Annotated in this window: 2 protein-coding genes; both read right to left on the bottom strand. The window is 70.2% G+C overall.

The genetic code is table 11. The features are described 5' to 3' along the window. A partial coding sequence (locus FM051_RS49905) for a beta-ketoacyl synthase N-terminal-like domain-containing protein (protein WP_202919541.1) occupies window positions 1–858 on the bottom strand: 858 nt, incomplete at its 3' end. A gap of 22 nt (window positions 859–880) precedes the next feature. Continuing rightward, window positions 881–1,557 (bottom strand): phosphopantetheine-binding protein (locus tag FM051_RS49900; RefSeq protein WP_238413273.1); only part of this gene is annotated, 677 nt, incomplete at its 5' end.

Raw genomic sequence — 1,557 nt, 5'->3', positions numbered from 1 at the left:
CCGAAGCGCATCCGACAACCGCTCCAGCACCACCACACCCACACCCTCAGCCGGACCAAAACCATCAGCCCGATCCGAGAACGCCTTGCACCGCCCATCCGGCGCCAAACCCCGCAACTGCGAGAACTCCACGAAGGTCGCGGGGGACGACATGACCGTCGCGCCGCCGGCGAGAGCCAGCGAGCACTCCCCCGTGCGCAACCCCTGTACCGCCAGGTGCAGCGCCACCAACGAGGACGAACACGCCGTGTCCACCGACACCGCGGGACCCTCCAGCCCCAGCACGTACGCCACCCGGCCGGACGCCACGCTGGTCGCGTTGCCCTCGCCCAGATAGCCCTCGTACCCCGCCGGGGCTCGGTCCACCAGGCGGCTGCCGTAGTCCGCGCCGGCCACGCCGAAGTAGACGCCGGCCTCCGATCCGGTGAGCGAGCGGGGGTCGACACCGGCACGTTCCAGCGCCTCCCACGACACCTCCAGCAGCAACCGCTGCTGCGGATCCATCGCCGCCGCCTCCCGCGGGCTGATCCCGAAGAACCCCGCGTCGAAATCCGCCGAGTCGTAGACGAAACCGCCCTCCCGCACGTACGACTTCCCCTCGACACCGACCTCAGGGTCGTACAGCGCCACGTTCCAGCCACGGTCATCGGGTAAGCCGGACACCACGTCGCGACCGCCGGCGACCAGGTCCCACAGTTCGCCGGGCGAGGTCACACCTCCCGGATAGCGGCAGCCCATACCCACGATCGCGATCGGCTCGGTGGCCCGGCCCTCGACCTCGGCCAGCCGCGAACGCAGGGACTGCAGCTCGCCCGCGGCCTTCTTCAGGTACGTGCGGAGATCGTTTTCGTTCGACATGTCCGGTGGTCCCCCCCTGTGATCAGTTTCCGTCGATGAGCTGGAACAGCGCGTCGTCGTCGACCGTGTCGAGGTCCTGCGCGTCGGCGTCGGCAGACCCGCGCAGCGCGCGTTCCAGTGCGCTGATCCGGCGCAGGAACGTGACCTTGACCTGGTCGTCCAGTGCCACGCCCGCCGAGCTGCGCTCCAGCTCGGTCAGCAGGGACATCAGCCGGTGCGCCGCCCCCTCACCGTGCACCGCGTTCGCCTCGTCCGGCGCCACCTGCTGCCGCACGTGCTGGGCGAGCCGGGCAGGCGTGGGGTGGTCGAACACGGTGGTGGCGGGCAGTTTCAGCCCGGTGCCCGCCTGCAGCCGGTTGCGGAACTCCACGCCGGACAGCGAGTCGAACCCCAGTGCCTTGAACGTCTCGTCCGGGGTGATCGCGCCACTGCTGTCGTGTCCGAGCACCACCGCGGCCTGCGTCCGGACGAACTCGAGGATGATCTTGTCCTGTTCGACCGGAGTACGGCCTGCCAGTTGCGCCGCCAGCTTCGACCGCCCCTCAGCGACGGCGACGTCACCGACCACTCGACGAGCCCGCACCAGGCGGCGCAAGACGTCCGGCACCACACCGGACTTCGCGATCGCCGCCGTGTCCAACCGCGCCGCGACCACCACGGGTTGACCACTGGCCACCGCGGAGTCGAACAACGCCAGGC

Source organism: Saccharothrix deserti, from assembly GCF_009769385.1.
Taxonomy (GTDB): domain Bacteria; phylum Actinomycetota; class Actinomycetes; order Mycobacteriales; family Pseudonocardiaceae; genus Actinosynnema; species Actinosynnema deserti.
The sequence above is the reverse complement of the archived record's forward strand: the minus strand, read 5'-3'. Positions and strand labels throughout refer to the sequence as shown.